Here is a 26,581-nt window from a genome sequence, read left to right as displayed (position 1 = left end):
CGGCGGCAGCAGCACAACGACCGGCGGCGACGGCGGCGGCACCTCCGGAGGCTCCGGCGCGCCCTCCGGGACCACCCAGGGCACCGGCGACAACGCGGCCACCGGCAGCACCAAGGCCGGCTCCTGCGACGGCTTCGAGAACCAGACCGGCATCACCGACAAGACGATCACGATCGCCAACGTCTCCGACATCTCCGGCCCGGTGCCCGGCATCTTCGAGTCCGCCCAGCAGGCGACCCGCGCGTACGCGGCGTACTTCAACTCCACCAGCGACATCTGCGGCCGCAAGCTCGACGTCGAGCTCCTGGACAGCCGTGCGGACGCCGGCGCCGACCAGCAGGCGTACACCAAGGCCTGCGACGACGCGTTCGCCGCGGTCGGGTCGATGTCGGCGTTCGACTCCGGTGGCGCCGCCGCGGCCGAGTCCTGCGGGCTGCCGGACATGCGCTCGACGATGACCACGCCCGAGCGGCGCGACTGTGCCACCTGCTTCTCCGCGCAGTCGGTCGACCCCGGTCTGGTGAACGGCGCGATGCCGCGCTACTTCCTCGCCGAGGACAGGGCCGCCACCCAGCACGTGGGGCTGGTCTACATCAACGCCGGCGCCGCGGCCGTCAACGCCGCGTACTTCCGCAACGCCTACAACCGGGCGGGCTGGAAGGTGGACTACTTCCAGGGCATCGACGTCTCGGAGTTCAACTACGCGCCGTACGTCCAGCAGATGAAGGACAAGGGCATCCAGCTCGTCGTCTACCTCGGGCCCTACCAGAACACCGTGAAGCTCCTGGACGCCATGCAGCAGCAGAGCTTCGACCCGATCTTCGTCCAGGACGCCACCATCTACGACCAGAACTTCGTCGACCAGGCCGGCGAGAACGGCAACGGCGTCTACGCCTGGTCCACGACCAGGATGTTCGACGACTACAGCGTCAAGGAGATGCAGCTCTACCGCGCCTGGCTGCAGCAGGTGAAGCCCGGCGCGGTCCCGAACTACTACGGCCTCTACGCCTGGTCCGCCGCCCGCCTCTTCGTCGAGCAGGCCGTCGCGCTGGGCGGCAAGCTCACCCGGGCCTCCCTCGTCGCCGCGCTCGGCAAGGTGCGCAACTGGACCGGCAACGGCGTCCACGTCCCCCAGCAGGTCGGCCAGAAGATCACCTCGAACTGCGGCTCGGTCTTCCAGCTGAACGGCGGCAAGTGGCGCCAGGTCTCGCCCGGCGGCTTCCAGTGCGGCCCCCTCCTGAACGGAAGCTGACCGATGAGCACGATCCTCTCCTTCACGATCCTCGGCCTCTTCACGGGCGCGGCGTACGCGATCGCCGCCAGCGGCCTGGTGCTGACCTACACGACCACCCGGGTCTTCAACATCGCCCACGGTGCGTTCGGCATGGTCCTGGCCTTCACGTTCTGGGACTTCAGCCAGCGGCAGGGCATGCCGACCTGGCTGGCGCTGATCCTGGTGCTGGGCGTGGTCGCGCCCGGCATCGGCTGGTTCGTGCAGCGGTTCGTCACCCGCGGGCTCGGCGAGGGCCCGGTCAGCGTGTCGCTGGTCGTCACCGTCGGCCTGTTCGTCGGCCTGATCGGCATCGCCCAGTACGTGTGGCCGCCGGCGCCGCGGACCCTGCCGCCGTTCCTGCCCGACAAGGGCGTCCAGGTCGCCGGCACCTACGTCACCGCCCACCAGATCATCACGATCGTGCTGTCCGCGGTGGTCGCCGCGGGCCTCTACCTGCTGCTGAACCGGACCCGCATCGGCACGGCCATGCGCGCCTCGGTCGACAACCCGGTGCTGTTGCAGCTGTTCGGCGGCAAGCCCGACCGGGTCGCCTCGCTGTCCTGGGCGATCGGCATCTCGCTGGCCGCCCTCGCCGGGATCCTGCTGACGCCGGTCATCGGCCTCAACTACTTCGACCTGACCCTGCTGGTGATCAACGCCTACGCCGCGGCGATGCTGGGCCGGCTCAAGAGCCTGCCGCTGACCTTCGTCGGGGCGATGGGGCTCGGGGTGCTCCAGTCGTTCGCGGTCGCGTACCTGCCCAGCGAGGGCAACCTCGCCGGCCTGCGCGCGGTCGTCCCGGCGCTGTTCCTGTTCGTGGTGATCGTGCTGATGCCGCAGGCCCAGCTGCGGATCGGGCAGGTCAAGGGCATCGTGTCCGCGCCGCTCCCGTCGTTCCGCGCGTCGGTCGGCTGGGGCATCGCGCTGATCGGCCTGGTCGCGTTCCTCACCGCCGCGATGTCCGACGCGAACCTGCTGCTCGTCGGCACGGCCGCGACGTACGCGATGGTGATGCTCTCGCTGGTGCTGCTCACCGGGTACGGCGGCCACGTCTCGCTCGCCCAGTTCACGTTCGCCGGGGTCGGGGCGCTCGCCTACGCCAAGATCGACGAGCCCAACCTCTACGGCCTGTTCCTGTCTGCGCTGGTCGCCGCCATCGTCGGCGCCCTCGTCGCGCTGCCCGTGCTGCGCCTGACCGGGCTCTACCTGGCGCTGTCGACGCTCGCGTTCGGCGTGCTGATGGACAAGATGGTGTTCCAGGCCGACTACGCCTTCGGCTACAACGGCACGCTGCACGCGGACCGGCTCTCGGTGCTCGGCCGCTCCTTCGACTCCACCGGCGGCTACGTGCTCGTGATGGCGACGTTCTTCGTGCTGATGGCGCTGGTGCTGCTGCTCCTGCGCCGCGGCCCGCTCGGCCGGGTGCTGATCGCGATGCGCGACAGCCCGGCGGCCTGCGGCACGCTCGGCCTCGACATGCGGTGGTTCCGCGTCGCGCTGTTCGGGCTCTCCGCCGGGATGGCGGGCCTGGCGGGCGGCCTGTTCGCCGGCCTGCGCGGCACCATCGGCGCGGCCGACTTCCAGCTCTTCAACAGCCTGCCGCTGCTGCTGCTCGCGGTCGTCTGCGGCGTCACGTCGGTGACCGGCGCGGCGCTCGGTGGCGTCGGCCTGATGCTGCTGCCGGTGCTGCAGAGCAGCCGGCCCGAGCTCGCGGGCCTGGTGTTCGCGGTGCTGGGCTTCGGTGCGGTCGCGCTCGGCCGCGACCCCAACGGGCTGGCCAACCAGCTGTTCACCGTGGGCCGCCTGCTCAACCGCAGGTTCGGCGACCGGGTGCGCTCGGTCGTGCCGGTGCTGCCGCTGCCGCGCGACCGGGCCGACGACGCGGGGCAGACCGAGGTGCCGTTGAACGACATCAGCATCCCCGTCGAGCAGGAGGAGGTGGGCACGCATGTCGCTGCTCGAGGTTGACGACGTCGTCGTCCAGTTCGGCGGGGTCACCGCGGTCGACCACGCGAGCTTCACCGCCGAGGCGGGCCGGATCACCGGGCTGATCGGCCCGAACGGGGCGGGCAAGACCACCTGCTTCAACGTGATCAGCGGGCTGCAGCGGCCCAACCACGGCACGGTCCGCTTCGACGGCCGCACCATCACCCGGCTGCCGGTGCACCGCCGGGCGCGCCGGGGGATGGGCCGCACGTTCCAGCGGCTGGAGGCCTTCGGCTCCCTGACGGTCCGCGACAACGTGCGCGTCGCGCGCGACATCGCCCGCGGCCTCGGCGGGCTGGTCCGCCCGGCGGCCGCCGACGTCGACGGCCTGCTCGAGCGCGTGGGCATCGCGGCGTACGCCGACGAGCGCGCCGACTCGATCCCGACCGGCACCGCCCGGCTCCTGGAGCTGGCCCGCTGCCTGGCCAGCCACCCGAAGCTGCTGCTGCTCGACGAGCCGTCCTCGGGTCTCGACGAGTCCGAGACCGACGCGTTCGGCGTCCTGCTGGCGCAGCTGGCCGCCGAGGGACGCGCGATCCTGATGGTCGAGCACGACATGGACCTGGTGATGTCGGTCTGCGACGACATCCACGTGCTCGACTTCGGCCGCGTGATCGCGTCCGGGCCGCCCGCCGAGGTCCGCGCGAACCCGCAGGTGCAGCAGGCCTACCTCGGCTACTCCGACGTCGACGACCCAGCCGCCGGGCCCGACGACACCACCGTCCTGGAGGCCGTGCGATGAGCGTGCCCATCCTCGAGATCGTCGACCTGCACGCGGCGTACGGCCGGATCGAGGTGCTGCGCGGCGTCGACCTCAAGGTCCCCAAGGGCGCGGTGATGGCGCTGCTCGGCCCGAACGGCGCCGGCAAGAGCACCCTGGTCAAGGTCGTCAGCGGCCAGAAGAAGGCGACCTCCGGCGACATCCACCTCGGCGGCGTGCACGTGCAGGGCGCGGCCCCCGAGGACCTCGCTCGGCTCGGGCTCTGCACGGTGCCCGAGGGGCGCTCGGTGTTCCCGAACCTGACCGTCGAGGAGAACCTGACGCTGATGTCGTACGCCGGGGTCGCGGTCGACGCGGTCCTCGAGACGGCGTACTCCTACTTCCCGCGGCTGCACCAGCGCCGCCACCAACTGGCCGGCACCATGTCCGGCGGCGAGCAGCAGATGCTCGCGATGTCGCGGGCCCTCGCCTCCGACCCGGCGCTGCTCCTGCTCGACGAGCTGTCCATGGGGCTCGCGCCGCTGATCGTCGACGAGCTGTACGAGACCGTCGCCCAGATCGCGCAGAGCGGGGTCTCGATCCTCTGCATCGAACAGTTCGCGCGGACCGCCCTACGGGTGTCCGACTACGCGGCGGTGATGTCCGGCGGCCGGGTCGTGGCCACCGGGGAGCCCGCCGAGATCCTCGACACGATGTCCGACGTCATCCTCGGAGGCGCAGCATGAGCCGCACCAGCAAGCGGATCCTCTTCCCGATCTCGGCCGCAGCGCTCGCCGGGGCCGTTCTGCCGGTGTCGGCGAGCGCTCCCGCGGCGTCCGCCGCGGACCAGGCGTTCGGCTACAGCGCGGTCGCGGTGGCGGCGCCGGCCAAGGTGGAGTTCTACGAGCCGACGATCCCGATCCCCGCGAATCCCCAGTTCGAGCTGGAGATGGGCTACACCACGGTGGAGGCCGACTCCGGCAGCTCCGCCGGCCGGGCCAGCTGGCTCTGGCCGGGCGACCCCATCGGCGAGGGCGCGAAGACCTTCGGCGAGCAGCTCCACCTGCCGCCGCAGCTGTTCGAGAACGGCTACCCCGTACAGGTGAACTCCGGCCAGCCGTCCGGTGAGCCGAAGCAGGCCGACGAGCCCTTCCCCGGCATGGTGATGCGCACCAGCGCCAGCGACACCAAGACCATCGCCCAGGCCGGCTTCTCGCCCGACGGCCAGGTCCAGGACGGCGGCAAGGACGGTGGGGACGAGGGCGGGGACGCAGGTACGCCCGGCGTCCCCGGCCTCCCCACCCCGCCCGGCGGCTCGTCGGCCACCGGGATGCTCCAGCAGTTCGGCCAGGCGATCACGGGCGGACCGGCGACGGCCGCCGCCCAGGCGCCCGCGGACGACCCCGGCCCGGGCGGGACCCCCGGCGTACCGCCGCAGGTCGCCGGCCTGGTCGACTTCGAGGGCTACACGTCGTCGAGCCAGAGCCTCGTGAAGGACGGCAAGGTCACCACGATCTCCCGGACCGCCCTCGGTGACGTGTCGCTGCTCGGCGGCATGATCACGCTGGACGGCATCGTCTCGACCAGCACCAGCGGCAGCAACGGGTCGACGAACACCGCGGGCGGCCGGTCGGTCCTCGGCGGGATGACCGTCAACGGCCAGGAGTTCTCCTTCGGTCCCGGTGGCTACACCGCCGGACCGCAGCACGGGGAGGCGCCGGCGATCCCCGACCAGGCGGCCGCCGCGCTGAAGCAGCTCGGGGTCACGATCACGCTGCCGAAGCCGGACCTGCACAAGAAGGGCGACATCGCCAGCAGCACGATCGGCGGTCTGCAGGTCGAGATCGACGCGGGCAAGCTGATGAAGCAGCTGCACCAGCTGCCGATCGACGACGTCATCAACCAGCTGCCCAACGACCCCAAGGAGCTGAAGAGCACGCTCCAGGCGATCTCCGGGCTCTCGCCGCGGATCGTGATCACGCTCGGCACCGCGACCACGCAGGTCGAGACGGTCGACGCCATCGACATCCCGGCCGACGTCCCCGACAACGACCCGGGCAGCACCGACGGATCGGCCAGTGGCGGCGGGGCGGCCTCCGGCCCGTCCGCGTCCGGCGGCGCGCCGTCGGCCACCGCGCCGGGACCGGCGGCCTCCGGGGACGCCCCGTCCGCCGACGGCGACCTCCCGCCCAGCCAACTCACCGGCTCCGGGCTGCCCCCGCTGTACTCGATCCCCGGCGCGATCCTGATGGCCGGCATCGCGCTCGCCGCCGTCGGGGGCACCTGGCTCCGCAGGATCGGCGTGATCGCGCTCGGCGGCGCCGGATCCTGCCCGCACGGCCTCGACAGCGGCCTGCCCGACCTCCGAAAGGCCTGACCGATGACCACTCCCCAGATGACGATGAACATGTCCACCGCCGAGACCAGCGACCGGCTCTCCGTGGGCCTCCCGAGGGCGGGCTCGCGGGCCGGCGCGACGTCCGGGGCCGCGCCGCTCAAGGACAACCACTGGCAGCTGCTCCAGATCGTCCTGTTCTGGGCGGGCGCGATCCTGCTCCCGCTCGGCCTCGTGGTGATCGTGCTCGGCTGGTACGGCGCCGCGAACACGCCGTACCAGTACGACCAGCTGTCCTACCTGGTGTCCGGGGGGCTGCTCGGGCTCGGCCTGACCTTCACCGGCGGGTTCCTCTACTTCGGCGCCTGGCTCGCGCGGCTGGCCGCGGACGCCAAGGAGTCCCAGCGCCGGCTCGCCGACACGCTGCTGGTCCTCGCCGACGTCACCTCGCGCGCGGCGCACACCCGCGACGACGGCGTCGACGTCTCCGCGCTGCCGGTGACCGCCGGCGACGGCACCACCATGCACCGCCGCGACTGCGCGCTGATCGCCCACCGCGAGGACCTGCACCCGGTCGGCGAGAGCAACGGGCACCTCACCCCCTGCCGCGTCTGCCGGCCCTGATCGCCGAGTCGGCGCCACTGCAGGTCGTGTGGGTGTCGAGTCGGCGCTAGTGCTGGTCGTGTGGGTGTCGAGTCGGCGCTAGTGCTGGTCGTGTGGGTGTCGAGTCGGCGCTAGTGCAGGTGAATCGTCTGCATTGGCGCCGACTCGGCGGTCTTGGCGTCTGCATTGGCGCCGACTCGGCGGTCTTGGCGTCTGCATTGGCGCCGACTCGGCGGTCTTGGCGTCTGCATTGGCGCCGACTCGGCGGCTTCAGTCGTCGGAGGCGACCTGCTCCTCGGGCTTCTGCATGAGGTAGTGGTCGATGTAGTCCCGCGCGGTCTCGACGATGCCGACCTCGTGGCCGGCGTCCTCCGACAGGTACCACCGGTGCACGAGGATCTCGTGGAAGATCTCGGCCGGCTCGAGCTTCCCGCGGGCCTCGGGCGGCACCATGGCGATGACCGGCTCGTAGACCTCGGTGAGCCACCGGTTCGCGACCAGGGCGCGGTCCTCGCGGCCGAGCCCGTGGCTGACGGTGAACGACGCGATGTCGTTGAGCAGCCGCTGCGCCTGCGCGTCCTCGACGTTCAGGCCGGTCAGGCTCTGCAGCTCGCGCCGGTGGTGGCCCTCCTCGACGGCCTTCGGCTGGATCCGGACCTGGTCGCCGTCCCAGTCGGTGACGATGTCGATCTCGTCGACGTCGAAGCCGAGGTCGTTGAGCCGGGCCACCCGCTGCTCGATCCGCCACATCTCGGCGGTGGAGAACTCCTCGGGCGCGGTGAGCTCGTTCCACAGCGCCCGGTAGCGCTCCTCCAGCATCGCCACGACGTCCTGCGCCTCCACCTCGTGGGCCAGGGAGTCGCTCGCCTGGAGGTCGAGCAGCTCCGCGAAGACGTTCTCGGTCGCGACCGTCAGGTCGTACTCGCGCAGCGGCGTCGAGAGGCTCGGCTTGAGCTCGCCGGTCTCGGCGTCGACGAGGTACGCCGCGAAGCCGCCGGCGCTGCGCCGGAACAGCACGTTCGACAGCGACACGTCGCCCCAGTAGAAGTCCGCGAGGTGCAGCCGGACCAGCAGCACGACCATCGCGTCGATCAGCGCCGGCAGGCTGTCCGCGTCGAGCCCGTGTGCGAACAGGCTGCGGTAGGGCAGCGAGAACTGCAGGTGCTGGGTGAGCAGCGCGGCGGGCAGCTCCTCGCCCGCGGCGTCGACCCGCCCGGTGACGACGCCCTGCGGGAGGACGGCCGGCAGGCCGAGCCGTTGCAGGTCGCGCAGCAGCCGGTACTCCCGGAACGCCATCTCCTCGGTCGTCTCCTTGACCGCGTACGTCGCGTCGCCGAGCCGGACGATCCGCACCACGTGCCGCGAGAGCCCGCGCGGGAGCGGCACCACGTGCTCGGTCCACTCCTCGAGCGGGAGTGCCCAGGGCAGCGTCAGCAGCGACGGGTCCGGGCGGTTCGCGACGATGCGCAGCGCCATGTCGTTCAGGCTAGAGGCTCCAGACCGAGAACGACGGCCCGTCGGTCGCCGGCACCGTGACCAGCCCGCCGACCTCGGCCAGGTCGCCCTCGGACCCGGTCGTGAGCAGCAGGGTGCCGTCGCCGAAGCCGAGGGGCCCGGCCTCGAGGGCCACCGCCGGCGCGGCCCCGCGCCGGGCGGCGACGAGCACCGACCCCGCGGGGTGCTCGCGCACGAACACCAGGAGGTCGTCGGACACGTGCGCCCAGCGCAGGCCGCCGCGACGCAGGGCCTCGTGCCCGTGGCGCAGCCGCGCGAGCCCGCCGTACGCCGCGAGCGTGGCGTCGTCCCACGCCTCCGGGTGCTCCCAGGGGAACGGCCGGCGGGCGTCCTCGCCGTTCACGCCCTCGAGGCCGATCTCGTCGCCGGCGAACAGCATGGGCACCCCGGGCAGCGTGAACTGCAGCCCGGCCGCGACCCGGTGGACGTCGCCGGAGCCGGTGAGCGTGCGGATCCGCGCGCTGTCGTGGGAGCCGAGGATGTTCCAGGACGCCGTCGTCGCCCGCCAGCCGTAGCGGGCCTGCCACTCGCGCAGGCCGTGGACCACCACCGGGCCGCCGCGCCGCGGCACCGGCACGGGGCGGCCGAACGGCCGCGCGGGGGAGTCCGGGTCGCGCAGCCAGGACCACACCGGCCAGGAGAAGCCCGAGTAGTTCATGGTGCCGTGCCAGCCGTCGCCGTCCAGGTCGGTCGATGCGTCGTGGTTGTGCTCGCCGATCACGAACGCGTCCGGGCGCTCGGCCTCCGCGGTGCGGCGGACCAGCCGGGCGACCTCGTGGTTGACGTCGATGGCGCCGAGCCGGCCGGTCATGTTCGCCACGTCGACCCGCCACCCGTCGAGGTCGAACGGCGGTCGCAGCCAGCGCGCCACCACCGACTCGGGCCCGTCCACCATCGCGGTGCGCAGCGCGGGGTCGGCGTGGTTGAGCTTCGGCAGCGTCCCGTGGCCCATCCAGCACTCGTAGGACCCGTCGGGCAGCAGGTAGTAGAAGGACCGGGCCGGTGCGCCCTCCACGTCGCGCGCAGCCACGAACCACTCGTGGGTGTCGCCGGTGTGGTTCGTGGTCAGGTCGCCGAGGATCCGCCAGCCGCGCTCGTGCACGGCGGTGGCCAGCCGGACGTACGCCGCGTCGCCGCCGAGCAGCGGGTCGACCTCCTCGAACGTCGACGCGTTGTAGCGGTGGTTGCTCTCGCCGGGGAAGACCGGCGTCGTGTACACGACCGTGACGCCGAGCTCGGCCAGGTGGTCGAGGTGGTCGGTGATCCCGTCGATGTCCCCGCCGTAGTACTGCAGCGGCGTCCGCGGGTCGAACGGCTCGAACACGACCTCGTCGTCCCAGTCCGCCGGCACCGCCCACGGCGGCACCTCGCGCTCGTCGGCCGCCGCCGACCGCGCGAACCGGTCCGGGAACACCTGGTAGACCACGGCGTCGCGCGCCCAGTCCGGCGGCGCGTGGTGGGAGCTGATCCGGAAGTCGAACGCGTCCGGCGGGTCGTGCTCGACGACGCCGACGCCGGTGAGCCAGCGCTGCTCGCTCTGTCCGTCGCGAGGGGCGCTCGCGAGCAGGAAGCGGTAGTGCGTCACCGGGTTGTGCACCGGGAACCGCCCCTCCCACCAGACCGTGTGCTCGTCGCGGGAGGTCGCCAGGCACGGGTGGTACGTCGGCTCCGCGTCGTACGTCGTGCGCACCCAGACCTGGTCGACGGGGTCGGTCGCGCTGGTGCGCATCCGGACCAGCACCTCGGACCCGGTGGCGGGTGCCTCCTCGGTGACGTACATCGGTGACCCGTCGTGATGCGGCTCGTGCAGCAGCGTCACCGGCGCGCGCCCCTCGGCTCGAGGAACACCGGGCCGGGTCCCCACTCGGCAGCCTCGTCGGCGGGGTTGCTCAGCGCGCAGGTCTTCATGCTCAGGCAGCCGCAGCCGATGCAGCTGTCCAGCCGGTCGCGCAGCCGCTCGATCCGCTCGATCTGCTCGTCGAGCCGCGGCCGCCAGGCCTTGCTCAGCCGGTGCCAGTCCGCCTTCGTGGGGGTCCGGCCGTCGGGCAGCGTCGCCAGCGCCTCGCCGATCTCCTCGAGCCTGAGGCCGACGCGCTGCGCCGTACGGATGAAGGCGATCCGGCGCAGGGTGGACTGCTCGTAGCGCCGCTGGTTGCCGGTCGTCCGCACCGAGGAGATCAGCCCCTTCGCCTCGTAGAACCGGATCGCGGAGGTCGCGACGCCGGCGCGCTCGGCGAGGTGCCCGATGGTCAGCTGGGTCATGCGCACCAGCCTTCCCGAACCTCAACCATTGTTCAACTTGAGCAATTAGAACGCGTTCTAGTAACGTGCGGCCGTGCAGCTCACCGACGGGGACCGCATCCGCGGCCTGCTCGCGACGTACTGCCGGCTGATCGACGCCGGGGACTTCGCGGGCGTCGGCGCGCTGATGGCCGACGCCGTGCTGAAGACCGAGGACGGGACGACGATCGCCACGGGTGCCGCCGAGGTCGAGCGGCTGTACGCCGGGCTGGTCCGGCTCCACGAGGACGGGACCCCCGGGACCCAGCACGTCGTCGCCAACACCACGTTCGGCGAGCCGCGGGCCGACGGGACCGTGACCGTCACGTCGACGTACCTGGTCTTCCAGGCGCTCCCCGAGGTCCCGCTCCAGCCCATCGTCACCGGCACGTACGTCGACACCTTCGCGACCGGCGAGCGGGGCTGGAAGTTCGTCGAGCGGCGCTTCGGCATCGGCCGGTCGGGCCGCCTCGAGCACCACCTCACGATCACCCTCCCCGGAACCCAGCTCTGAAAGGGCAGGCATGAACCAGCCAGGCAACCGCGTCGTCGTCATCACCGGAGCCGCGTCCGGCATCGGCCACGCCACCGCGGAGCTGTTCCGCGACCTCGGCGACACCGTGTTCGGCCTGGACATCCGCGACACCGTGCCGGACGGCGTGACCTACGTCGAGTGCAACGTCGGCGACAAGGCGGCCGTGGACGCGGCGATCGCGACCTGTGCCGGGCACGGGCGCATCGACGTGCTCGCGAACGTCGCCGGCATCGTGCAGTTCGGCCGGATCGAGACCGTGACCGAGGAGGAGTGGGACCGCGTGCACGCGGTCGACCTCAAGGGCCCCTTCTTCCTGATCCAGGCCGCGCTGCCGCACCTGCGCGCCTGCGCCGGCAACGTCGTCAACGTCTCCTCGGTCGCCGGCAACGTCGCCCAGCCCTACGCCACGGCGTACGCCGCCGCCAAGGGCGGGCTCACCCAGCTGACCAAGGCGCTCGCGCTCGAGCTGTCGCCGGAGGGCATCCGCGTGAACGCCGTCTGCCCGGGCACCGTCGACACCCCGATCGTCGAGCAGGTCTTCCACAAGCTCACCGACGACCTGGACAGCCGGGTCGCGGACCGGCTGATGATGATGCTGCCCGGCGGTGCGATCACGCCCGCCGAGATCGGCGAGACCATCGTGTGGCTGGCGTCGCCGGCCGCGCGGATGATCACCGGCGCCGTGATCGCCCACGACGGCGGGATGAGCTGACCGGCCCTTAGGATGTGCGCGCTGCCGGTGTAGCTCAGTTGGTAGAGCGCCTCTCTTGTAAAGAGGATGTCGCGGGTTCGACTCCTGTCACCGGCTCCGCAATGTTCGGGTCGTGTGCCTGAGACCGCGCCATGGCGCGTCCTCAGGCACACGACCCGTTCCAGAGCGGTCAGCGCAGCCGGCGCACCTCGAACGTCGCGGGCGGGTCGGCGATCGCGTCCTGGGCGGCGACCAGCTGGATCTCGCGGGTGCCGGCCTCGATGGTCTTCTCCAGGATCGCGAACACCGAGCCCGCGACCCGGCCCAGGGCGACCTCGGCCGACCCGGTGCTGCGCAGGTGGGCGAGGTAGAGCGCGGCGGTGACGTCGCCGCAGCCGTTCGGGGTGATCGGCAGCAGCGGCGTCTCGACCGCCCAGGCGCCCTCGTCGGAGACCGCGACCATGTCCAGCCGGCCCTCGGGGACCTCGCCGTGCAGCACGCTGGTCACCAGCACGTCCCGCGGGCCGCGCTCCCGCACGACGTCGACCGCGTCCAGCACCTCCGCGAGCGTCGACGTCGACCGGCCGGCGAGGAAGTCCAGCTCGAAGTGGTTGGGCGTCAGGATGTCGGCCTTCGGTACGACGGTGTCGCGCATGAACTCCGGGATGCCCGGCCGGACGAACATGCCCCGGCCCACGTCGCCCATGACCGGGTCGCAGCAGTAGACCGCGTCCGGGTTCAGCTCCTTCACCCGGGCGACCGTGTCGAGGATGATCGCGCCGACCGCGGGGTCGCCCTGGTAGCCCGACAGCACCGCGTCCGCCTCGCCGAGGACGCCGCGGTCCTCGATCCCGGCGATCACCTCGCGCACGTCCTCCGGCGCGAGCAGCGGGCCGCGCCACGCGCCGTACCCGGTGTGGTTGGAGAAGTGCACGGTGAGGACCGGCCAGACCTCGTGCCCCAGGCGCTGGAGCGGGAAGACGGCTGCGGAGTTGCCGACGTGGCCGTAGGCGACCGAGGACTGGATCGACAGGATCTTCACTCGTCGATCCTCCTCACCGGAGGCCTGTACGTCCAAACTAGAACAAGTTACAGTTGCTCCGTTCACATTCTGCCGGTATGTGGTGAGGTCGCAGGTGGCGAAGAAGCAGTACTCGAACGAGGCCGACTACGTCGTCGTGGGCTCGGGCAGCTCCGGCGCCACGATCGCCGGCCGACTGGCGCAGTCCGGCGCGAGCGTGATCGTGCTCGAGGCGGGCAAGAGCGACGAGCAGTACCTCGTCAAGAAGCCCGGGATGATCGGGCCGATGCACGCCGAGCCCAAGCTCAAGCAGCGGGTGGACTGGGGGCTCTACTCGACCCCGCAGAAGCACCTGCTGGACCGGAAGATGCCGGTCCCGCGCGGCAAGGTGGTCGGCGGCTCCAGCTCGATCAACGGCATGGTCTACGTCCGCGGCAACCGGGCGAACTACGACTCCTGGGCGGCGGAGGGCAACGCCGGCTGGTCCGCCGACGAGGTCAACGCGGCGTATCGGCGGATGGAGGACTTCGAGGACGGCGCGAACGAGTACCGCGGCGCCGGCGGCCCGATCAAGGTGACCCGCAACGGCTTCCCGCAGGAGGGGTCGCTGCAGTTCCTCGAGGCGACGTCCCAGACGCTGGGCGTGCCGGTCCTCGACGACTACAACGCGGCCTCCCAGGAGGGCGTCAGCCGGATGCAGCAGAACGCCGCGCACGGGCTGCGCTACTCGGCGTCCCGCGGCTACATCCACCACCTCGGTACGCCGACGCTCGAGCTGCAGACCGAGGTGCTGGCCCGCCGGGTCGTGATCGAGCACGGCCGCGCGGTGGGCGTCGAGGTGACCGACAAGGACGGCACCCGGCGCACCGTCCGGGCCGGCAAGGAGCTGATCCTCTCGGCCGGGTTCGTCGGCTCCGCGCAGCTGCTGATGCTGTCCGGCGTCGGCCCCGCGCAGCACCTGCGCGACCACGGCATCGAGGTGCTCGCCGACCTGCCGGTGGGCGACAACCTGCACGACCACCTCTTCCACGCGATGACGTTCCACGTCACGTCGACCCGGATGCGCGGCACCCCGGCGTACTTCGCCAAGGGTGTGCTGATGGAGACGCTGCGGCCGGGGAAGACCTTCCTCGCCAACTCGGTCTTCGAGTCGGTGGCCTTCCTGCGGACCTCGCAGGCCGCCGACGTGCCCGACCTCCAGCTGCACCTGCTGCCCTGGGCGTACGTCTCCCCGAACCAGGACGAGCCGATCCGCCACGACGTCGACAAGCGGACGGCGCTGACGGTGCTGGCGACGCTGATCTACCCGAAGAGCCGCGGCACCGTGCGCCTGGCGTCGGCGGACCCGACGGCCGCGCCGCTGATCGACTTCCAGTACCTGTCCGACAAGGCCGACCTCGAGGTGCTGGCGGAGGGCTCGGAGCTGACCCGGGAGATCTTCGCGAGCCCGGCGTTCCGGGGGTCCGTCAAGGAGGAGATCCACCCGGGTGCGTCGCTGAAGGGGCAGGAGCTCCGCGACGCGATCCTCAACCGCGCGACGTCGGTCTACCACGGCGTCGGCACCTGCCGGATGGGCGTCGACGAGCTCGCGGTCGTCGCGCCGGACCTCAAGGTCCGCGGCATCGAGGGGCTCCGGGTCTGCGACGCCTCGATCATGCCGTCGATCACCGGCGGCAACACCAACGCGCCCGCGATCATGATCGGTGAGCGCGGCGCCGACTTCGTGCTCGGCTCAGCCAAAATAGGGGGCTAGACCCATGACACTGCGGCGACCCGCCTCCCTGACCGACGACTTCCTGCAGGGGCTGGTCGCCCGCGTGCCCGGCAGCGACGGCGCGACCTGGAAGCTCACCGAGGTCTACACCGGCGAGCTGCTCGTGGAGCTGCCGCAGTCGACGCCGGCCGACATCGAGCAGGCCTTCGCGTCGGCGCGGGCGGCGCAGCGGGAGTGGGCGGCCCGACCGCTCAAGGAGCGGCTCGCGGTGTTCAAGCGCGCGCACACGCTGTTCATCGACAACGCCGAGCACACCACGGACCTGATCCAGGCGGAGAGCGGCAAGAACCGCCGGATGGCCATCGAGGAGACCTGCGACCCGGTGATGGTGATGAGCCACTACCTCAAGCGGGCGCCGCACCTGCTCAAACCGGTGAAGCGCGGGGGACCGGTGCCGCTGCTGTCGACCTCGACCGAGATCCGCCAGCCCAAGGGCGTGGTCGGGATCATCGCGCCCTGGAACTTCCCGTTCGCGACCGGCATCTCCGACTCGATCTCCGCACTGATGGCCGGCAACGCGATCGTGCTCAAGCCGGACAACAAGACCGCGCTGTCGCCGCTGTACGGCGTGCAGATGCTCGAGGAGGCCGGGCTGCCGAGGGGGCTCTTCCAGGTCGTCTGCGGCGAGGGCCCGGACGTCGGGCCGACGCTGATCGACAACGCGAACTACGTGATGTTCACGGGCTCGACGGCCACCGGCCGGGTGATCGGCGAGCGCGCCGGGCGCAACCTGATCGGCTGCTGCCTCGAGCTCGGCGGCAAGAACCCGATGATCGTGCTCGAGGACGCGAACCTGGACGAGGTCGTGCAGGGCGCGATCTTCGGGGCGTTCGGCAACACCGGCCAGATCTGCATGCACATCGAGCGGATGTACCTGCCGGAGTCGCGGTACGACGAGTTCCGCGACCGGTTCGTCGCCGCGACCGAGGCGCTGACCGTCGGTGCGTCGTACGACTTCGGCCCGGACATGGGCTCGCTGGTCTCGCCCGACCACCTGGAGCGCGTGAAGTCCCACGTCGAGGACGCGGTCGCGAAGGGCGCCACCGTGCTGACCGGTGGGAAGGCGCGACCCGACCTCGGCCCGGCGTTCTTCGAGCCGACGATCCTCGAGGGCGTCACGAAGGACATGCTCGCCGGCGTGACCGAGACCTTCGGCCCGGTCGTCGCGCTGCACAGGTACCGGACCGTGGACGAGGCCGTCGCGCTCGCCAACGACACCGACTACGGCCTCAACGCCTCGGTGTGGGGCGGCGACGTGAGCAACGCCTGCCAGGTGGGCATGCGGATCGAGTCCGGCAACGTGAACGTCAACGACATCCTCGCGACCGCCTTCGCGTCCAAGGGCACGCCGTCGGGTGGCGTCAAGCAGTCCGGCGTCGGCGCCCGGCACGGCGACCAGGGGCTGCTGAAGTACACCGACGTGCAGAACCTCGCCGTGCTCAAGAAGCAGGTGATGGGCGCCAGGCCGGGCCAGGACTACGACAAGTACGTCAAGGGGATGCTCGGCGGGCTGCGGATGATGCGGAGGACCCGGATCCGCTGAGGCCGCTCCGCCTCGTACGGTGGAGGTACCGAGCCGAGGAGGGGACGCCGTGGCCGAGCAGGACGAGCACCAGGACTACCCGGACGCTGACGCCGCGGTGGTCCAGGGCGGGGAGGCTCCGTCCGCGCGGACCCCGTTGAGTGTCGAGCGGGTCGTGACGGCCGCGGTCGAGTTCATCGACGAGCAGGGCCTCGCCGGCCTGACGATGCGCCGGCTCGGGGAGACCCTCGGGGTGGAGGCGATGTCGCTCTACCGGTACGTCGCCGGCCGGGAGAAGCTGCTCGACGCCGTCGTGGAGTCGATCACCGCCCAGCTCGACGACGACCCCGAGGTGCTCCAGGAGCCGCGCGACGGCTGGCAGGACTTCCTGGTGCGTCTGGCTCACGGGGTGCGCCGGGTGGCGCTGAGCCACCCGAAGGTCTTCCCGCTGGTCGCGTCGCGGCCGCTCGAGGCGCCGTGGCTGCGGCCGCCGCTACGCAGCCTGACCTGGGTCGAGCTGTTCCTGGACGCGCTGCGCGCCGAGGGCTTCGACGACGACAGCGCGGTCGGCGCGTACCGGGCGTTCACCAGTTTCCTGCTCGGCCACCTGCTGCTCGAGGTGTCGACCCACGGGGCCGACGTCGGCCCGCTCGACGTGCTGGAGGAGGACGAGGAACCCGGCGGCCTCGCGGCGTACCCGACGGTCGCTCGGCTGCGGTCCGCGCTGTCGGAGGACCACTCCGCCCTCGAGTTCGAGGATGCCCTCGACCAGCTGGTCGACCGGGTGGCCCAGATGGCCAGCCCGAAGGTGCCCTGAGCGCCCGGGGCCCCGCCCCCGTGTGAACCGCGCCCGAGACGGTAACGGGAAGGTGTTGGCCCGAGAGGCCGCCCGGCGGTTTACAGCGTAAGGCTGCGGGTACTGCGCGGGAATCCGAACCGAGGCGCGGTCGAGACGACCCGCTGCTGAAGGAAGGCGCAACCGTGGAAATCAAGCAGAGTCTCCAGAACGGGCTCGACAACCTGATCGGCTTCATCCCGAACCTGATCGGCTGCCTGGTGCTGCTGCTCGTGGGCTTCATCGTGGCGAAGGTCGTCGCCGGCGTGGTCCGCAAGCTGCTCCAGAAGGTCGGGCTCGACCAGCGGCTGCACGAGTCCGACGCGAACGAGTACGTCGAGCGGGTGCTGCCCGGCGCCAGCCCCAGCAACGGCATCGCGCGGGTCGTCTTCTGGCTGGTCTTCGTCTTCTTCCTGTTCGCCGCGATCGGCGCGCTGAAGATCCCGGCCGTGACGACGTTCATGAACCAGGTCCTGGCCTACCTGCCGAACGTGATCGCCGCGATCCTCATCTTCGTGGTCGCGGCCCTCATCGCCGGCGCCGTGGCCGCGGGCGTCACCAAGCTCATGGGTGACACGCCCACCGGCAAGATCGTCGCGTCGATCGTGCCCGCGCTGGTCATGGTCATCGCGATGTTCATGATCCTCAACCAGCTCAAGATCGCCGAGGAGATCGTCAGCATCGCCTTCGCGGCCACCATGGGTGCGCTCGCGCTCGGCCTGGCCCTCGCCTTCGGCCTCGGTGGCCGCGACGTGGCGCGCCGGCTCCTCGAGGACGCCTACGCCAACGGCCACCGGGCCAAGGAGCAGGCCAAGCAGGACCTGCAGACCGGGCGGGCCCGCGCGGAGGACGCGGCCGACCGCGCCTCGACGACGTCCGCCTACGCCACGGGCGGCTCGTCCCTCGGGGGGACCGGCTACCCGCAGGGCTGACCGGCTGTCCGACGGGCACGGCAGCAGGCTCCGGCCGGCTGCCGTGCCCGTCGTACTGTCGTTCGTGTGGACATGACGTACCGCCCGCTGGGCGACTCGGGGCTCATGGTCAGCGCGGTCGGGATCGGCTGCAACGCGTTCGGTCGGCGCGTCGACCTCGGCGGGGTGCGCGACATCCTCGCGGCCGCGCACGACGTCGGCGTCACGCTGCTGGACACCGCGGACATCTACGGCGACCCGCCGGGCGCGAGCGAGGAGCTGCTCGGCGAGGCGCTGCAGGGGCAGCGCGACGAGTTCGTCGTCGCCACCAAGTTCGGCATGGACATGCGGGGCGCGCTGGGCAACGACTTCGGTGCCCGCGCGTCGCGCCGGTACGTCCGGCGCGCCGTCGAGGCGTCGCTGCGGCGGCTCCGGACCAACCACATCGACCTCTACCAGCTGCACCAGCCCGACGGCGTGACGCCGATCGAGGAGACGCTGTCGGCGCTCACCGACCTGGTCCGCGAGGGCAAGGTCCGCTACCTCGGGTGCTCGAACTTCGACGGGTGGCAGGTCGCCGACGCGGCGTGGACCGCGCGCACGGCCGGGCTCGAGGGCTTCGTCTCGGTGCAGAACCGCTACTCGCTGCTCGACCGGACCGTCGAGGCCGAGGTGGTGCCCGCGGCGACGGAGTTCGGGCTCGGGCTGCTGCCGTTCTTCCCGCTCGAGTACGGCCTGCTCACCGGCAAGTACCGGCGCGGCGAGTCGGCGCCGGCGGGCTCGCGGGCCGCCCTCGACCCGTCACGGGCGCAGTGGCTGGCGAACGCCGACTGGGACCGCATCGAGGCGTTCGAGAAGTACGCCGAGGCCCGCGGCCTCGCGCCGCTCGACGTGGCGATCGCGGGCCTGGCCGCCCAGCCCGCCGTCAGCTCGGTCATCGCCGGCGCGACCTCCGCCGACCAGGTGCGCGCGAACGCCGCCGCCCTGCGCTGGCAGCCGTCCGCCGAGGACCTGGCCGAGCTCGACGCGATCACGCGGTAGGGGCTGCTTCTCGGCTCACCGGATTTCGACGCGCCCGTCGCGCCTTCGCGGGCTCAGGCGCGGGGCTTGCTCGATCTGCCCTCGCCCACGCGGTGCGCTCGTTCCTCGCGCACCGCTGCTCAGGCGACCTGCAGCGACCGCTTGGAGAGGCCCATCCAGAAGCCGTCGATGACCTGGAGACCCGGCTCCTCCGGGTCGGTGGCCGCGCCGAGGGTGACGAACAGCGGCGTGTAGTGCTCGACGGTGGGGTGCGCGTACGGCATGCCCGGCGCCTCGCTGCGGTAGCGCGCGAGCGCGTCGACGTCGCCGCGGGCGAGCGCCTCGCCGGCCCAGGCGTCGAAGTCGGTCGACCAGCCGGGGGCGGCCGCGTCGATGCGGAACTCGGTGAGGAACGGCAGGCCGTGGGTGAGGAAGCCCGAGCCGATGATCAGCACGCCCTCGTCGCGCAGCGGGCGCAGCCGCTCACCGAGCGCCAGCAGCCGGGTCGGGTCCTGGGTGGGCAGCGACATCTGCAGCACCGGGATGTCGGCGTCGGGGTACATGATCCGCAGCGGCACCCACGCGCCGTGGTCGAGGCCGCGGCTGGGATGCTGGTGGACGGGCTCGGTCGCCGGCATCATCGCGGCGATCCGGGCCGCGAGCGCGGTGGCGTCCGGGGTCTCGTAGGTCATCCGGTAGTACTTCGCGTCGAAGCCGCCGAAGTCGTAGACGAGCGGCGCCCCGCTCGCGGAGAGCATCACCGGCGCGGACTCCCAGTGCGCGCTGACGATCAGGATCGCCTTCGGGCGCGGGAGGTCCTGCGCCCAGGCGGCGAGCTGGCCCGACCAGGTCGGGTCGTCGAGCAGCGGCGGCGCGCCGTGGCCGATGTAGAGGGCGGGCATGCGGTCGGTCATGGTCACCTCAACTAGTTGTGACTTCAACTTTATTCCAGGACGGCGCCGGTGACCAGTGCGCAGAGCGCCGCGAGCTCCGCCTGGGTGCCCATCACGATGAGCACCGCTCCCGAGGGCAGCACGGCGTCGGCCGACGGATTCGCCTCGAGGCCCGCGCCCGGCGAGCGGCGTACGGCGAGCGGGAGCACGCCAGTGCGCTCCCGGCACTCGCCGACGGTCCGGCCGGCCAGCGCGGAGCCCGCCGCCACCGGCACCTGCTGGATCCGCCAGTCCAGGCTGTCCTCGTGCATCACCACGTCGAGGAACTCCGCGACATCCGGCTGGAGCGCGAAGGCGGCCAGCCGGCGCCCGCCGATGCGCTGCGGGTTGACCGCGCGGTTGGCGCCGGCGAGCTCGAGCTTGGCCTTCGAGCCGGTGGTCCGGGCCCGGGCGACGATCACCACGTCCGGCCGCAGCGCCCGCGCCGACAGCGTCGTGTAGACGGTGTCCGCGTCCGACTCCAGGCAGACCACGACGGCGCGCGCGGTCGCCAGCCCGGCCGCCAGCAGCACCTCGTCGCGGGTGACGTCGCCGAGGACCCGCGGGACGGCGGGGTCGAGGTCGGCGAAGCGCTCCGGGTCGTTGTCGGCCACGACGACCTGCTCCCCGGTGGAGCGCAGGAAGTCCGCGGCCGAGCGCCCCACGCGGCCGTAGCCGCAGACGATGACGTGCCCGCGCAGGGCACCGATCTCCTTGTTCATCCGGCGCTCCTCCAGGGTCCGGCGCAGATGCCCCTCGGTCACCGCCTCGAGGATCACGCCGAGGTTGTAGAGCACGGTGCCGACGCCGACGACGATCAGCACCATCGTGAACACCTGGCCCACCGGCGACAGCGGCCGCACCTCGCGGTAGCCGACGGTCGCCACCGTGGTCACCGTCTGGTAGCTCGCCTCGAGCAGCGTGAACCCCAGCAGGAGGTAGCCCACGGTGCCGAACACCGTGACGCCCGCGAGGGCGAGGACCGCGATCCGGATGCGGTGGAGTGGTGCCACACCTCACGCTAGGACCGGCGTCCGCCGGCGCGGAACGGGCAAAGGTCCCGCCGGTCAGGACGCCGGCAGCCGCCAGTCCACCGGCCGCCCGCCCTGCTGCTCGAGCAGCGCGTTCACCCGGCTGAAGGGACGGGAGCCGAAGAAGCCGCGGCTGGCCGACAGCGGCGAGGGGTGCGCGGACTCGACGTACGGGATCGGCGCCAGCATCGGCTCGAGCCCCTGGGCGTCCCGGCCCCACAGGATCGCGACGCACGGACCGCCGCGGCGGACCAGCGCCTCGATCGCGCACTGGGTGACCTCCTCCCAGCCGCGGCCGCGGTGGGACGCCGGCGTGCCCGGGCGCACGGTCAGGGCCCGGTTCAGCAGCATCACGCCCTGGTCGGCCCAGGCGGTCAGGTCGCCGTGGTCGGGTGTCTCGACGCCCAGGTCGGAGCGCAACTCCTGGTAGATGTTGGCGAGGCTCCGCGGGATCGGGCGCACGTGCGCGTCGACCGCGAAGGACAGCCCGATCGGGTGGCCCGGCGTGGGATAGGGGTCCTGCCCGACGACCAGCACCCGGACGTCGGCGAGCGGCCGCTGGAACGCCCGGAACACCTGGTCGCCGTGCGGCAGGTAGCCGCGGCCGGCCGCGATCTCCTCGCGCAGGAACCGCCCCATCGCGCCGATCCGCTCGTCGACCGGAGCCAGCTGCTCCGCCCAGTCGGGCGCCATCAGCCCCTTGTCGACCAGTCCCGCGAGTGCGCCCACACCCCGGACCCTAGAGTCTCGCCCGCCGCGGCAGGTACGGCGCCCGGCCCGGCTCGCCGACGTACACGTCGAGGATGGCCTGGTGGCTCGCGTCGCCCTGGACGGCGGACTGGTTGGCGACCAGCACCCGCCTGCCGAGGAAGGTCGCGCTGCACGGGGTATCGAACGGGATCGGCGAGCCGTTGTCGCCGGCCAGCGGCACGTCGGGGAACCGCCCGACCTCCTCGCCGGTCGCCGTCAGCTCGACGAGCTGGTTGGCGAGCCCCGCGAGGGCGACGTACACGTGACCGGACCGGCCGATGCCGAAGCCGTCGGGCAGGTCGCCCGGTTGCGACGTCCACAGCGTCTCGATCGCGCCCGGCTTCCCGCCCGCGCCGACCGGCAGCCGGTAGAGCGCGCCGTTCGTGGGCGAGTCGGTCCCGTCGCTGACCGTCCCCTGGGTGATGAGGAAGTCGCGGCGGCCGGGGCGGTAGCGGATCCCGGTGGTGCCGAACTCGGTCGCACCCTCGAGCGCCGGCGACTCGAACCAGCGTTGCGGCGTGTGCGAGCCGGGCGGCAGCCGCCAGATGACGCCCTGGCCGTAGTCGGTGACGTAGAGGGCGCCGCCGGGTCCCCAGCTCGCGTAGTTCGGGACCGCGCCGTCGGGGAAGGTCGCGACCCGGCGGAACCTGCCGGTCCGCACGTCGAGGGTGAGGACCGACCTCGTCGACGTCTCCAGGAGAACCAGCCGCCCTCTCCTCGTCTGGTTCGCCACCTGCACGCCGTGGTCCTCGTCGAGGTGCTGCCCCGGCACCCGCCAGGAGCGGAGGAGGGTGCCGTCCCTCGTCCACTCGAACACCTTGGACGGCTTGCTGCTGCCGGGGTTCGTGTACGTGCCGGCGTAGACGCGGCCGTTGGTGTGCACGTGGACGTACGCCGGGAAGCCCGGCGAGGGCACCAGCGAGAAGACCCGGGTGTCCCACTTCTCCCGGGGTGCGGCGGAGGCCGGCGTGGCCGTCGCCGCCAGCAGGAGCGCCGCGAGCGCGGCGAGCGCCTTCCTCACAGCCGCTCTCCCACCTCGATCGCGGCGCGCTCGCCGGCCCGGACCGCGCCGTCCATGTAGCCGGTCCAGTACGTCGAGGTCTCCGTCCCGGCCCAGTGCACCCGGCCGAACGGCTTCCGGATCGCCGAGCCGAACTGCAGCATCGCGCCCGGCGCGTAGTTGGCGACCGGCCCGCCGGTGGTCCAGCGCTCCTTGGTCCAGTCGTGCTCGACGTAGTCGATGGGGTGCAGGGCCTGCTCGCCGAACATGGCGGCGAAGCCCTCCAGCACGGCACGCCGGCGGTCGGCCCGGGACTGCACGCCGTACGTGCGCCACGTGCCGCCGCCGACGAAGGCCAGCAGCACGCCGGGCTCGCCCTCCTTCGGCGAGTTGTCGAAGACCGCGCGGCAGGCGCCGGAGTCGTTGATGCCGAAGCCGTTGAGCCCGGCCTCGCGCCAGAACGGCTTCTCGTACACCGCGTCGCACTTCATCAGCTGGCCCATGTCGAGGTGGCGCAGCAGCTCGTGCCGCCGAGCGGGCAGCAACGGGTCCCAGTCGATGTCGAGCACCAGCGGCGGGGGAGCGGCCACGATCGCGCGCTTCGCCCGGATCGTGCCGCGGGCGCTGTGCACCACGACGTGGCCGTCCCGCTGCTCGATCCTCCGCACCGGCGCGCGCAGGGTGACGACATCGCCCAGCCGCCTCGCGAGGCGGAGCGGGATCAGCTGCGAGCCGCCGACGAACCGGCGCTCCTGCGCGCCGTTCGCGGTGTCGGAGTTGCGCGAGAAGGTCCCCTTGTTCTGCTCGTTGCCCGAGCAGGCGACGTACCAGAGGACGTAGAGGAACGACAGCTCGTTGGGGTCGGCGCCGAAGCCGGGCTGGGTCCAGCACTCGATGAGGTTCTCCACGCCGTCGCCGTTGACCGCGTTGCGGCGGATCCACTCGCCGAGCGTCTGCGCGTCCCACTCGGCGGCGCTCGGGTGCGACCACGGGGCGCTGACGTCGAGCTCGGCGGCCATGTTGTCGATGCGCTGGAGCAGGACGGCGGCGTCGGGGAGGATCGTGGGGTCCGGCGGGACGGTGCCGGAGTACTCCTGGCGCCCGGTCGTCGACGACACGTAGACGCTGTTGCCCTGGTTGTACTCCAGGAACGTCGGGACCTTCAGCTCCTTCGCCAGCTTGGCGATGTGGTCCTGGGTGGGCCCGATGAACGCGCCGCCGGACTCGATGGTCGCGCCGTGCGTGCCGGGGCCGGAGAGGTGGTGGTTGAGCACCCGGCCGCCGACCCGGTCCCGGGCCTCGAGCAGCACCACGTCGTACCCCTGCCGGGACAGCTCGCGCGCGGCGACCAGGCCGGAGATGCCGCCGCCGACCACGACCACGTCGGTCCGGCGCGGCAGCGAGCCCTGCCGCGAGCCGGCGGCCACCGCGTCGTGCAGGGCGCCGGTCCCCACGGCGAGGCCGGTGGCGGCCGCGCCGCCGAGGAGTGAGCGTCGCGAGAGGGTCATGGCGGCTCCTGTGCGATCGTGAACATGAACATGTGTCAGATTCGGTTTCGTACCTTACACTCGTCCGCATGCCCGCGGCAGCCCGACCACACTCCCCCGATGCCGGGGCCGCCGGGGCGACGCGGCGGGTCCCGCGGCAGGAGCGCAGCCGGCGCCGCGTCGAGGGCATCCTCGACGCCGCGGCGCGGCTGGTGGTGGAGCGCGGTGTCGAGGCGCTGACGACCCGCGACATCGCTGCGGCCGCCGGCGCGCCGGTCGCCTCGCTCTACCAGTACTTCGCCGACAAGGAGGACGTCCTCCTCGCCCTTGCCCAACGAGACATGGACGAGATGGACACGCAGGTCGCCGACGACCTCGCGACGATCGAGATCCTCTCGGTGCGGTCCCTCGTGCGCACCACGATGGGCGCGTTCGTGAAGGTCTACCGACGGCGGCCGGCGTTCGTGCAGATCTACCTGCGCGGCCGGACCAACGCCGCCGTCCACCGGTTCGGGCGCGAGCACAACGCCCGGATCGCCGAGTCGCTCTTCGACTACGCGATCGACGCGGGCCTGGCCCGCAACGAGCTCACGCTCGAGGTCGCGGAGCTCGCGGTCGAGGTCGGCGACCGCGTCTTCCAGCTCGCCTACGAGACCGACGACGGGGGCGACCAGCGGCTCGTCGAGGAGGGCATGACGATGATGACCGCCTACCTCGAGCGGTACGCCACGCCCGAGGGGCTGGAAGGCATCCGGCTGTGAGCCTGCGCGCCGAGGTCGCGGACGCGGCCCGCCGGCTGGCGGCCGAGGGCCTCCTGATCGGTACGGCGGGCAACGTGTCGGCGCGCGACGCCGACCGGATCGCGGTGACCGGCACCGGCGTCGTGCTCGGCGAGTGCACGGCCGCAGACGTCACCGTCGTGTCACCGGACGGTGCGGTGCTCGAGGGCGACCTGGTCCCGACGTCCGAGCTGGACCTCCACCTCGGTGTGTACGCCGGCACCGACGCGGCCGCGGTCGTGCACACGCACGCGCCGTACGCCACGGCGGCCGCGTGCGTCCTGGTCGAGCTGCCCGTCCTGCACTACCAGCAGCTGCTGCTCGGCGGCGAGATCCCGGTCGCGCCGTACGCCACCTTCGGCACCCCCGAGCTCGCGGCCGGCGTCCTCGGCGCGCTGAAGGGCCGGCAGGCGGCGCTGATGGCCAACCACGGGTCGGTCGCGGTCGGCGCCTCCCTCGCGAAGGCCGTCGAGAACGCGCTGCTGCTCGAGTGGCTGGCCGCCCTCCACCACCGTGCCAGCGCGCTCGGCACCCCGCGGGTGCTCAGCCAGGAGCAGCAGGCCGACGTGATCACCCAGGCGCTGACGCGGAACTACGGAACGACGCAGGAGAACGCCCGTGACTGACATGAAGATCGCCACCGTCGGCGTGCACGTCCTCGACACGCACGTCATCGGCATCGAGTCGATCCCGGACGGCTCGGACGGCCAGCTCGTCGAGACGATCCGGATGTCGCCGGCGGGTACGGCGGGCGGCACCGCCGTGGTGCTCCGCCGGCTCGGCGCCGAGGTGCTGTCCTTCGGTGCGGTCGGCGTGGACCCGGTCGCCGACACCCTGCTCGCGCTGCTCGAGCGCGAGGGCGTCGACGTCTCCGGCCTGGTGCGCAAGGCCGACCACCAGACCTCGGCCTCGGTGATCCCGGTGCGCCCGAACGGCGACCGGCCCGCCTGGCACTGCATCGGCGCGAACGGCGCCTTCACCCTCGACGACCTCGACCGCGCGGCCCTCGACGGGATCACGCACCTGCACCTCGGCGGCCCGGAGTTCCTGGGCGGCGAGGCCGCGGGCGAGCTGCTGGCGCACGCGCGGTCCCTCGGGGCGGTCACCTCCGTCGACATCCTCGCGCCGGGCGACCCCGACCTGCTGGCGTGGGTCGCGGCCGCGCTGCCGCACACCGACTACCTGCTGCCGAACGACGAGCAGGTGCTGGGCTTCACCGGTGCGTCCTCGCTCGCGGACGGCGCTCGCGCGCTGGTCGACGCCGGTGCCGGCTGCGTGGCGGTGACCCAGGGGAGCAAGGGCGCCCTGGTGGTCACCGCGGACGACGTGGTCGGGGTCCCGGCGTACCCGGTCGAGGCGGTCGACACCACCGGCTGCGGCGACGCGTTCTCGGCCGGCTTCCTGCGCGGGCTGTCGCTGGGCCGGGACCCGGCCGGCGCCGCCCGGCTCGGGTGCGCCACCGCGGCCCAGGTCGCCCAGGGCATCGGCACCGACGCGGGCACCTACGACCTCGACTCCGTGGTCGCGTTCGCGGGCTAGGTGTGATGCCCACCCAGGTTGTCCAACCGGGTGATGGGTGGCAGGCCACCGAGGGCTGAGTG

General features: G+C 72.3%; 25 protein-coding genes and 1 tRNA gene. 17 read left to right on the top strand and 9 right to left on the bottom strand.

Annotated elements, in window-relative coordinates:
* The 6 genes from ABD086_RS24240 to ABD086_RS24215 all read left to right on the top strand — a co-directional run.
* Positions 1–1,252: ABC transporter substrate-binding protein (locus tag ABD086_RS24240; RefSeq protein WP_343911066.1), on the top strand; the 1,252-nt coding region annotated here is incomplete at its 5' end.
* A gap of 3 nt (positions 1,253–1,255) precedes the next feature.
* Positions 1,256–3,241: an ABC transporter permease gene (locus ABD086_RS24235; RefSeq protein WP_343911064.1), complete on the top strand. Its 1,986-nt coding sequence runs from the start codon at positions 1,256–1,258 to the stop codon at positions 3,239–3,241.
* Positions 3,222–4,001, top strand: coding sequence for an ABC transporter ATP-binding protein (locus ABD086_RS24230; protein WP_343911063.1), 780 nt, complete (start codon positions 3,222–3,224; stop codon positions 3,999–4,001). Before ABD086_RS24235 ends, ABD086_RS24230 begins: the two co-directional genes overlap by 20 nt.
* The gene (locus ABD086_RS24225) at positions 3,998–4,705 is read left to right on the top strand and encodes an ABC transporter ATP-binding protein (protein ID WP_343911062.1); all 708 of its coding nucleotides are present in this window, start codon (positions 3,998–4,000) and stop codon (positions 4,703–4,705) included. The genes ABD086_RS24230 and ABD086_RS24225 overlap by 4 nt, the downstream gene beginning before the upstream one ends.
* Entirely contained in the window at positions 4,702–6,336 is a 1,635-nt protein-coding gene (locus tag ABD086_RS24220; RefSeq protein ID WP_343911060.1) for a choice-of-anchor P family protein, read from the top strand. The genes ABD086_RS24225 and ABD086_RS24220 overlap by 4 nt, the downstream gene beginning before the upstream one ends.
* A 3-nt stretch (positions 6,337–6,339) precedes the next feature.
* A complete protein-coding gene (locus tag ABD086_RS24215) occupies positions 6,340–6,918 on the top strand; it encodes a hypothetical protein (protein ID WP_343911058.1) in 579 nt (192 codons plus the stop codon).
* 249 nt (positions 6,919–7,167) lie between these two features.
* Here ABD086_RS24215 and ABD086_RS24210 read toward each other — a convergent pair whose 3' ends face one another.
* The 3 genes from ABD086_RS24210 to soxR are packed head-to-tail and all read right to left on the bottom strand — an operon-like array spanning position 7,168 to position 10,674.
* Positions 7,168–8,373 carry a DUF4032 domain-containing protein gene (locus ABD086_RS24210; protein ID WP_343911057.1) on the bottom strand — a complete coding sequence of 402 codons (1,206 nt, stop codon included), beginning with the start codon at positions 8,371–8,373 and terminating at the stop codon, positions 7,168–7,170.
* A gap of 10 nt (positions 8,374–8,383) precedes the next feature.
* The gene (locus ABD086_RS24205) at positions 8,384–10,231 is read right to left on the bottom strand and encodes a glycoside hydrolase family 13 protein (RefSeq protein WP_343911055.1); all 1,848 of its coding nucleotides are present in this window, start codon (positions 10,229–10,231) and stop codon (positions 8,384–8,386) included.
* Positions 10,228–10,674: a redox-sensitive transcriptional activator SoxR gene (soxR, locus tag ABD086_RS24200; protein ID WP_343911053.1), complete on the bottom strand. Its 447-nt coding sequence runs from the start codon at positions 10,672–10,674 to the stop codon at positions 10,228–10,230. The genes ABD086_RS24205 and soxR overlap by 4 nt, the downstream gene beginning before the upstream one ends.
* 73 nt (positions 10,675–10,747) lie before the next feature.
* Between soxR and ABD086_RS24195 the strand changes: the two genes are divergently transcribed.
* The 3 genes from ABD086_RS24195 (at position 10,748) to ABD086_RS24185 (ending at position 12,035) form a co-directional block, all read left to right on the top strand.
* A complete protein-coding gene (locus tag ABD086_RS24195; protein WP_343911052.1) occupies positions 10,748–11,206 on the top strand; it encodes a nuclear transport factor 2 family protein in 459 nt (152 codons plus the stop codon).
* A 10-nt stretch (positions 11,207–11,216) separates the two neighbouring features.
* Positions 11,217–11,939, top strand: a complete 723-nt coding sequence (locus ABD086_RS24190; RefSeq protein ID WP_343911051.1) for an SDR family NAD(P)-dependent oxidoreductase — start codon at positions 11,217–11,219, stop codon at positions 11,937–11,939.
* A 23-nt stretch (positions 11,940–11,962) separates the two neighbouring features.
* A tRNA-Thr gene (locus ABD086_RS24185) sits at positions 11,963–12,035 on the top strand.
* A gap of 73 nt (positions 12,036–12,108) precedes the next feature.
* Here ABD086_RS24185 and pdxY read toward each other — a convergent pair.
* Positions 12,109–12,960, bottom strand: a complete 852-nt coding sequence (pdxY, locus tag ABD086_RS24180; protein ID WP_343911050.1) for a pyridoxal kinase PdxY — start codon at positions 12,958–12,960, stop codon at positions 12,109–12,111.
* 82 nt (positions 12,961–13,042) lie between these two features.
* Between pdxY and ABD086_RS24175 the strand changes: the two genes are divergently transcribed.
* From ABD086_RS24175 to ABD086_RS24155, 5 genes are all read left to right on the top strand, one after another.
* Positions 13,043–14,692 carry a GMC family oxidoreductase gene (locus ABD086_RS24175; RefSeq protein ID WP_343911048.1) on the top strand — a complete coding sequence of 550 codons (1,650 nt, stop codon included), beginning with the start codon at positions 13,043–13,045 and terminating at the stop codon, positions 14,690–14,692.
* A gap of 4 nt (positions 14,693–14,696) precedes the next feature.
* On the top strand, positions 14,697–16,256 hold the full coding sequence (locus ABD086_RS24170; protein WP_343911046.1) for a succinic semialdehyde dehydrogenase: 1,560 nt from the start codon (positions 14,697–14,699) through the stop codon (positions 16,254–16,256).
* A gap of 49 nt (positions 16,257–16,305) precedes the next feature.
* Positions 16,306–17,052: a TetR/AcrR family transcriptional regulator C-terminal domain-containing protein gene (locus ABD086_RS24165; protein ID WP_343911045.1), complete on the top strand. Its 747-nt coding sequence runs from the start codon at positions 16,306–16,308 to the stop codon at positions 17,050–17,052.
* Between the two features lie 164 nt (positions 17,053–17,216).
* Positions 17,217–18,002, top strand: a complete 786-nt coding sequence (locus ABD086_RS24160; protein ID WP_343911043.1) for a mechanosensitive ion channel — start codon at positions 17,217–17,219, stop codon at positions 18,000–18,002.
* 72 nt (positions 18,003–18,074) lie between these two features.
* Positions 18,075–19,022, top strand: coding sequence for an aldo/keto reductase (locus ABD086_RS24155; RefSeq protein WP_343911070.1), 948 nt, complete (start codon positions 18,075–18,077; stop codon positions 19,020–19,022).
* Positions 19,023–19,141: 119 nt separating this feature from the next.
* Here ABD086_RS24155 and ABD086_RS24150 read toward each other — a convergent pair whose 3' ends face one another.
* The 5 genes from ABD086_RS24150 to ABD086_RS24130 are packed head-to-tail and all read right to left on the bottom strand — an operon-like array spanning position 19,142 to position 24,222.
* On the bottom strand, positions 19,142–19,915 hold the full coding sequence (locus tag ABD086_RS24150; protein ID WP_343911041.1) for a dioxygenase family protein: 774 nt from the start codon (positions 19,913–19,915) through the stop codon (positions 19,142–19,144).
* A 29-nt stretch (positions 19,916–19,944) separates the two neighbouring features.
* Positions 19,945–20,946 (bottom strand): potassium channel family protein, encoded by a 1,002-nt coding sequence (locus ABD086_RS24145; RefSeq protein ID WP_343911039.1) that lies wholly within the window; start codon positions 20,944–20,946, stop codon positions 19,945–19,947.
* A gap of 54 nt (positions 20,947–21,000) precedes the next feature.
* Positions 21,001–21,657: a uracil-DNA glycosylase gene (locus ABD086_RS24140; RefSeq protein ID WP_343911069.1), complete on the bottom strand. Its 657-nt coding sequence runs from the start codon at positions 21,655–21,657 to the stop codon at positions 21,001–21,003.
* Between the two features lie 46 nt (positions 21,658–21,703).
* The gene (locus tag ABD086_RS24135) at positions 21,704–22,735 is read right to left on the bottom strand and encodes an SMP-30/gluconolactonase/LRE family protein (RefSeq protein WP_343911038.1); all 1,032 of its coding nucleotides are present in this window, start codon (positions 22,733–22,735) and stop codon (positions 21,704–21,706) included.
* On the bottom strand, positions 22,732–24,222 hold the full coding sequence (locus ABD086_RS24130; RefSeq protein ID WP_343911036.1) for a flavin monoamine oxidase family protein: 1,491 nt from the start codon (positions 24,220–24,222) through the stop codon (positions 22,732–22,734). The genes ABD086_RS24135 and ABD086_RS24130 overlap by 4 nt, the downstream gene beginning before the upstream one ends.
* A gap of 68 nt (positions 24,223–24,290) precedes the next feature.
* Between ABD086_RS24130 and ABD086_RS24125 the strand changes: the two genes are divergently transcribed.
* Genes ABD086_RS24125 through ABD086_RS24115 form a run of 3 tightly spaced genes read left to right on the top strand, consistent with a single transcriptional unit; the run spans position 24,291 to position 26,519 of the window.
* The gene (locus ABD086_RS24125; RefSeq protein WP_343911035.1) at positions 24,291–24,962 is read left to right on the top strand and encodes a TetR/AcrR family transcriptional regulator; all 672 of its coding nucleotides are present in this window, start codon (positions 24,291–24,293) and stop codon (positions 24,960–24,962) included.
* Positions 24,959–25,606 (top strand): class II aldolase/adducin family protein, encoded by a 648-nt coding sequence (locus ABD086_RS24120; protein WP_343911033.1) that lies wholly within the window; start codon positions 24,959–24,961, stop codon positions 25,604–25,606. The genes ABD086_RS24125 and ABD086_RS24120 overlap by 4 nt, the downstream gene beginning before the upstream one ends.
* 1 nt (position 25,607) lies before the next feature.
* Positions 25,608–26,519, top strand: a complete 912-nt coding sequence (locus ABD086_RS24115) for a carbohydrate kinase family protein (protein ID WP_343911068.1) — start codon at positions 25,608–25,610, stop codon at positions 26,517–26,519.
* Positions 26,520–26,581: the final 62 nt, after the last annotated feature.

The organism is Nocardioides aquiterrae, assembly GCF_039526625.1.
Classification (GTDB): Bacteria; Actinomycetota; Actinomycetes; order Propionibacteriales; family Nocardioidaceae; genus Nocardioides; species Nocardioides aquiterrae.
The sequence above is the reverse complement of the archived record's forward strand: the minus strand, read 5'-3'. Positions and strand labels throughout refer to the sequence as shown.